Consider the following 6,797-nt stretch of genomic DNA (forward strand, 5'->3'; position numbering starts at 1 on the left):
TATCATTTTATCAAATTTTATAAGAAAAACCTTGTCATTAAGACAAGGTTACTAATTAAAATTCCATTAAAGTTAAAACATCATATCCGTCTAATTTTGAACGGCCATCTAGCTCAGTTAGTTCTATTAGGAATGCAATACCTGCTACAATTCCACCTAGCTCTTCAACTAGCTTAATCGTTGCATCAATTGTTCCACCAGTTGCCAATAAATCGTCAGTAATTAAAACTCGTTGTCCTGGTTTGATTGCATCTTTATGGATTGTTAACACATCTGCTCCATATTCTAAACCATAATTTACTTTTATTGTTTCTCGTGGCAATTTACCTTCCTTACGAACTGGAGCAAAGCCTACTCCTAAAGAATAAGCTACTGGACAACCAATGATAAATCCTCTAGCTTCTGGTCCTACTACTAGGTCAATTTTTTGTTTTTTTGCATATTCAACAATTTGATCTGTAGCATAACGATATGCATCTCCGTTATCCATTAATGTTGTAATATCTTTAAAAACAATACCAGGCTTTGGCCAATCAGGTACTATAGTAATATATGGTCTTAAATCCATGACGTTATTTCCTCCTTGAGTTCTTTACCATCTAAATAGCTTTGCATTTTGTCATATAATTGTTGATATGACGAGTAAAGAAGCTCATTTTCCAATTTAATTTGTTGTTGTTTCTTTATATATGATGGAGCTTCACTCACATCTCTTTTTTGTGGTTGCTTAATGATTGAAATAAATCCATTGTCCATTGTAACAAAATTTAATTCAAAAAACACCTGACAGATAAACCCTACAGTATCAAGTGACCAGCCTTTATGCTTAGCAATATCCTCTCTATAACGATTAACATCAAATGAGCCTTTCTTTAACAATAAGGCATAAAACCATTTAAAATCGTCTCGGGTTGGAATCGTACTAAAAAAATGCTGTTGATTTTGATAAAAATGAGTATATACACGACTTGGTTTTTTTCCACTTAGCAATTTATAAAGATACTCTTCATTAGAAGGCATGTCAACTAATAAAACATTTTGACTAGTTAAGTCTTCAGCTAATGCCTTATCTTCATTATCAATAATAACAACTTGACGCTTTTCACCAGCTGGTAAATATTGCACGAATTGTTCATTAAAAAATATAATCTTTGTTTGTTTTTCAGGTATATGAGCTAATAGCTGTGAGAGCTTTTTGTTTCCTCTAATATCAAACAACTGCCAGTGATTCACTGAAAGATCTTGCAGAAAAATTTGCGGTTTACGGATATTATTCCATTCATTAATGGCCAATTCTCCAATGACTGAAATAACGGCATTTGGCGTTACTTCATCACTTACATCACCCATTCCAAATCCCACCGCATCCAAAGTATAATCTTGATCTTTCAAAAGTGCTTTTAAATGGTTACCCTCAGCTCCTATTCGTTTCATTGTTGCTAAATGAATATCAGACAATAACACTCGAGGCTTCGGATTAGACATACCGAACGGTGAAAGTTTACCCATTTCTTCAATTGTTTCCAAATTCACATCTTCTAATCGAATAGAAGCGTCAATATTTGTAATAGGAATGAAATCTTCCTCCGATAATACTTCAGTTGCTAATTTATTTAGACGATTTCTTAAATCACTAACGTCCTCAATTTTTAATGTCATTCCTGCAGCCATTGGATGTCCACCGAAATGAGGTAAAATATCACGACATTTTGACAAATTATGATAAAGATCAAAGCCAGCAATACTTCTAGCAGAGCCTTTTGCCAAACCTTTCTCATTGTCATAGCTTAAGACAATTGTTGGACGATAGTATTTTTCTACTAGCTTAGAAGCCACAATCCCAATAACTCCAGCATTCCAGCCTTCAGCCCCTACAATTAGTACATTGTTTTCATCGATAGGAAATTCTTCCTCAACTTGCTTTATTGCTTCTTTTGTAATTTCAGCCACAATCGTTTGTCGCTCTTTATTCATTGAATCAATTTCTTCAGCAATACTTTGTGCATATACCGAATCATTCGTAAGAAGTAAATCAACTGCAGGATCAGCATCTGCCAATCTCCCGGCTGCATTAATACGAGGTGCTATGCCAAAACCAATACTATCTTCGTTTAAGCTTTCAAGTTCAATTCCTGCTTTATTAAAAAGTGCCAGTAATCCTGGGCGACTTGTTTGCTTCATTTTTTGGATGCCCTTTGCGGCAATTAAACGATTTTCATCTTTAAGAGGTACTAAATCTGCAATTGTTCCTATCGCAACGATTTCTAACAAATTTTCAGGAATTTCTCCAAGCAATGCATGAGCTAACTTAAATGCTACCCCAACACCTGCTAAATCTTTACACGGATACGTACTATCCTTTAATTTCGGATGAATAATGGCAAATGCTTCTGGAAGCTCTGGACCTGGTTCGTGATGATCTGTAATAATGTAGTCCATCCCTAGTTCTTTGGCAACATTCGCTTCATGTAATGCAGAAATTCCTGTATCAACCGTAATAATTAAATCGGTACCATGGTCTTTCGCTAATTGAAAAGCTCCTTCATTTGGACCATATCCTTCAGTAAAACGATTAGGAATATAAAAATCCACATTAGCTCCTAATGAAGATAATGTTTCCATCAAAACAGTTGTACTACTTACTCCATCAGCATCATAATCACCGAAAATAAGAATGTTCTCACGATTGTCTATTGCTTCATGAATCCGTTTTACCGCCTTATCCATGTCTTTTAATAGATAAGGATCGTGAAATTCTAGTTGTTCTATAAATAAAAATGACCGGGCAGAGTCCACTGTCTCCATTCCACGGTTTACTAGTAGTTGTGCAACTAACGGTGTTATATGTAATTCATTTGTCAACATTTCCACAGCTTGCTGATTTGACTTTTCTACGTTCCAGCGTGATTTTGACTGTAACATAACTTCACCCCTCAACCTTCCTTATTATACAGAAGTGCTGAAAGGGTTTCAATTCATTTCCACACATCTATTCCTCTTCTCCTAACGGATTAATATGTACGAATACATCTTTTATATTTGATTGCTGTAATAATCGCTTTTTTACCCGTTTACCTATTGCATGCCCTTGCTCTACCGTAATATATGGTTCAACTGAGATTTTCAAATCAATAATGACATAATGCCCATGCTCTCTGGCATAAAGGGAATTAATACATTTTACTTCCTGATCCTGTAATATGATTTTCTTAAAAGGCTCTATCTCTTCCTCATGTAATACATGATCTAAGGTTGTATGAATGGCTTCTTTAGACAAATTAAAAGCCATTTTCAATACAAGGATTGACACGAACAATCCAGCTAAAGGATCACCATATGTTAACCATTCAACTCCTATTTTTCGGCTTATTACTGAGGCTCCTACCCCAATAAGAGCCGCAATTGATGAATACACATCCGAACGGTGCTCATAGGCATTAATAATCAAGGCTTGTGAATTTAATTTTTTTCCTAAATTGTATTTATAACGAAACATCGATTCTTTAACAATAATCGAAAAAATAATGACATAAAGTGCTATTGTTTTCGGAGGTTCGACAATTGAAAAAAAGGCTTTAAACGAAGATATACCTATTTCAATTCCAACTAGAAATAACAATACTCCTACAATAATGGCTGCAATTGATTCAGCCTTACCATGTCCATACGGATGATCTTTATCCGGGGGACGTTTCGAAGCTTTTAATCCAATATAAACGGCAAGAGACCCAATTACATCAGAAGCTGAATGCACAGCATCTGCAATTAATGCTTTACTATTAGCTATTACTCCAAAAATCCCCTTTATTATAGCTAATACGATATTTCCGACAATACCAACCATTGCAGCAAACTCTGCTTGTTTAAATCGATCTTTTCCAGTCATTTATTTATCCTCCAGATTTTATTACATTGCCGATTCATATAGTTCTACAACATATGTCATCTTGAATCAAAAACATATAAGTTTCATCTTATTATTTCCTAAAAAAGAGGAATTAAGAGTATTTTAAGTAGTTATTATCCCATTAACACATAAAGAAAAATGTCATAACAAATCGAAAAATTTACCTTATTTTTACAAATTACTACAAAATATGAGATATAAACATGTTACGATACTGTTGAATATAGTCTCATTAATAAATAGGAGGAATGATCTTGTTAAATAGTAAGCAAAAATCGAAAAAGATTCTCGGTATGACGTTATCTCTAGGTCTAATGGTACCATTAATGATTCCAGTTCTACCTGTGAATGCTGCCGACCAAGATGTCATTAAACTACGAATTATGGAAACGACAGATACTCATACGAACTTACTTAGTTACGACTATTACAAAGGTGTTACATCTGACAAGGTTGGATTAATCAAGACAGCAGAATTAGTTAAACAGGCTAGAAAAGAAAGTCAAAATACTGTATTGGTTGACAACGGGGACACTATACAAGGAACTCCTCTTGGTACATATACGGCTAAAGTGAACCCTTTAAAGAAAGGACAAGTACATCCTGTCATTAAAATTATGAACGAAATGGGTTATGATATGGCAACTCTAGGTAATCATGAATTCAACTATGGCTTAGATTATTTAGATGAACTATATAATGATGCTAACTTTAGCTATGTCAGTGCCAACGTCTATATTGATGACAAGGATCAAAATCCTAATAACGACAAAAATAAGTTCACTCCATATAAAATATTAGAAAAGAAAGTTAGAGATGAAAGTGGAAAAGAACAAACTATAAAAATTGGATACCTTGGTCTCGTTACTCCTCAAATTATGGATTGGGACAAAGCCAATCTAGAAGGAGAAGTAATTACAAAGGATATCGTGGCAACAGCAGAAAAATTCGTACCAGAAATGAGAGAAAAAGGAGCAGATTTAGTTATTGTTATGGCTCATTCTGGATTTAATAGTTCTGCTGAAGCGAATAAAGGTGCAGAGGATGCCATTTATCCTTTAACAAAAGTAAAAGGTATTGACGCTCTTACATTCTCACATACTCATAAAGTATTTCCTGCTGCGGATATCAAATCATTGGACGCGTTATTCAAAGATAAAGACGGCAAACTTTTATCAGGAGTGGATAATGAAAAAGGAACGATAAACGGGGTTCCTGCAGTCCAAGCAGGATATGGAGGTGAAAAACTAGGATTAATTGATTTAGACATTCAGAAGGTCGACGGGAAATGGAAGGTAGTGCAATCTCAATCATCCACCAAACAAATTTATGATGCTACAACGCAAAAACCAACAGTTGAAGCTGATTCTAAATTAGTCAATCTAATTAAACAAGATCATGAAGCAACTATTAACTACACTATGGGGAAACTAGGCACAACAACTGCCCCAATTCATAGCTATTTCGCCCTTGTTCAAGACGATCCATCAGTTCAAGTAGTAACGGCCGCACAAAAATGGTATGCCGAGAAATACATTAAATTAAATGCTCCACAATATAAAAATGTTCCTATATTATCAGTAGGAGCACCATTCAAAGCTGGTCGAAATGGAGTCGATGAATTTACAGAAATAAAAAAAGGTGATTTAACCATTCGCAGTGCCGGAGACTTATATTTATATGATAATACATTGAAAGCCATTTTAGCAAAAGGCTCCGTAGTTAAAGAATGGCTAGAAATGTCTGCAGGTAAATTCAATAAAATTGATCCGAACAAAACAGAAGCACAAGCACTTCTAGACCCTAGTTTTCAAGTATTTAACTTTGACGTCATTGACGGGGTAACGTATCAGGTTGATGTAACAAAAACGGCAAAATATAAAGCAGATGGCACCGTTAACGATGCTAACTCGAGTCGAATTTTCAATCTGAAGTATAACGGTAAAGCTCTAGATTTAAAACAAGATTTTATCGTTGTAACAAACAATTATCGAGCTGGTGGCGGAGGAAACTTCCCAGGAATTAAGGGCAGTAAATATATCATTGATTCTGCTGATGAAAACAGACAAATACTAATGGATTACATCTCAGAAGTCGAGGAAATAAATCCGTCAATTGATAACAATTGGTCCATATCACCTATTAACGATAAAGTAAAAGTAACCTTTACTTCTAATCCTAAAGCTGAAGAATATGCGAAAGACACCAAAAATATCACATATACAGGGAAAAAAGATGATAAAGGTTTCGGAATTTTCACTATTGATTTGAGTGCTAATCAAGGAGAAAATCCAGAACCACCTGAAGAAACCATTCACTTTACAGATGTACCGACAAATCATTGGGCTAAAGCTTATATCGATTACTTAGTTAACAAAAAAATAATAAGTGGTAAAAGTAATACTATATTCGCACCGGAAGAACAAATTACACGAGGACAATTTGTCGCCATGCTGGTTCGTTCACTAGGACTTAGCACAGAAAATGCAACTGTTAGAAAAGATATCGAAACTGCTTATAAAAATGGGCTAACAACGATGCCTCCAGCAAAATTTGGAGCCAATAAAGTAATAACCCGAGAGCAAATGGCCTATATGATTGTTCGCGCCTATGAAAAGAAAATAGGTGAGCCATATAAAGCGAAAAAAGACGCAGCATTTAATGACCGGAATAAAATTTCCAAAAATTTCATTCCTTCAATAAATGCTGCAAATGAATTAGGATTTATTAGGGGCTATAAAAACGGTACTTTCGATCCTAAAGGAGCAACAACTCGTGCTCAGGCCGCTAAAGTCGTTTCTGAATTTGTAAAGAAATAAAAAGACTGTAACTCAGTGACAAAATTAAATGGCAGCATGACGTATCATCTTGTGCTCAACTAATATAAAAA

At 34.8% G+C, this 6,797-nt stretch carries 4 protein-coding genes; 1 reads left to right on the forward strand and 3 read right to left on the reverse strand.

The genetic code is table 11. The features are described 5' to 3' along the window. Positions 1-55: 55 nt before the first annotated feature. The 3 genes from BN349_RS12815 to BN349_RS12825 all read right to left on the reverse strand — a co-directional run bounded on the left by BN349_RS12815 (position 56) and on the right by BN349_RS12825 (position 3,886). Positions 56-568, reverse strand: a complete 513-nt coding sequence (locus BN349_RS12815) for an adenine phosphoribosyltransferase (RefSeq protein WP_019242724.1) — start codon at positions 566-568, stop codon at positions 56-58. Further along, a complete protein-coding gene (gene recJ, locus BN349_RS12820) occupies positions 559-2,922 on the reverse strand; it encodes a single-stranded-DNA-specific exonuclease RecJ (protein WP_019242725.1) in 2,364 nt (787 codons plus the stop codon). The genes BN349_RS12815 and recJ overlap by 10 nt, the downstream gene beginning before the upstream one ends. Before the next feature lie 67 nt (positions 2,923-2,989). Beyond that, a complete protein-coding gene (locus BN349_RS12825) occupies positions 2,990-3,886 on the reverse strand; it encodes a cation diffusion facilitator family transporter (protein ID WP_019242726.1) in 897 nt (298 codons plus the stop codon). A 269-nt stretch (positions 3,887-4,155) separates the two neighbouring features. Between BN349_RS12825 and BN349_RS12830 the strand changes: the two genes are divergently transcribed. Beyond that, a complete protein-coding gene (locus tag BN349_RS12830) occupies positions 4,156-6,726 on the forward strand; it encodes a bifunctional 2',3'-cyclic-nucleotide 2'-phosphodiesterase/3'-nucleotidase (protein ID WP_034294275.1) in 2,571 nt (856 codons plus the stop codon). Positions 6,727-6,797: the final 71 nt, after the last annotated feature.

Origin of the sequence: Bacillus sp. AP8 (assembly GCF_000321185.1) — a bacterium.
GTDB classification, from domain to species: domain Bacteria; phylum Bacillota; class Bacilli; order Bacillales; family DSM-1321; genus Bacillus_AD; species Bacillus_AD massilioanorexius.

Bases quoted from the DNA above. Each gene is read 5' to 3' on its own strand.
- BN349_RS12825 (WP_019242726.1), bottom strand. From the start codon at position 3,886: ATGACTGGAAAAGATCGATTTAAACAAGCAGAGTTTGCTGCAATGGTT.
- recJ (WP_019242725.1), bottom strand. From the start codon at position 2,922: ATGTTACAGTCAAAATCACGCTGGAACGTAGAAAAGTCAAATCAGCAA.
- BN349_RS12815 (WP_019242724.1), bottom strand. From the start codon at position 568: ATGGATTTAAGACCATATATTACTATAGTACCTGATTGGCCAAAGCCT.
- BN349_RS12830 (WP_034294275.1), top strand. From the start codon at position 4,156: ATGATCTTGTTAAATAGTAAGCAAAAATCGAAAAAGATTCTCGGTATG.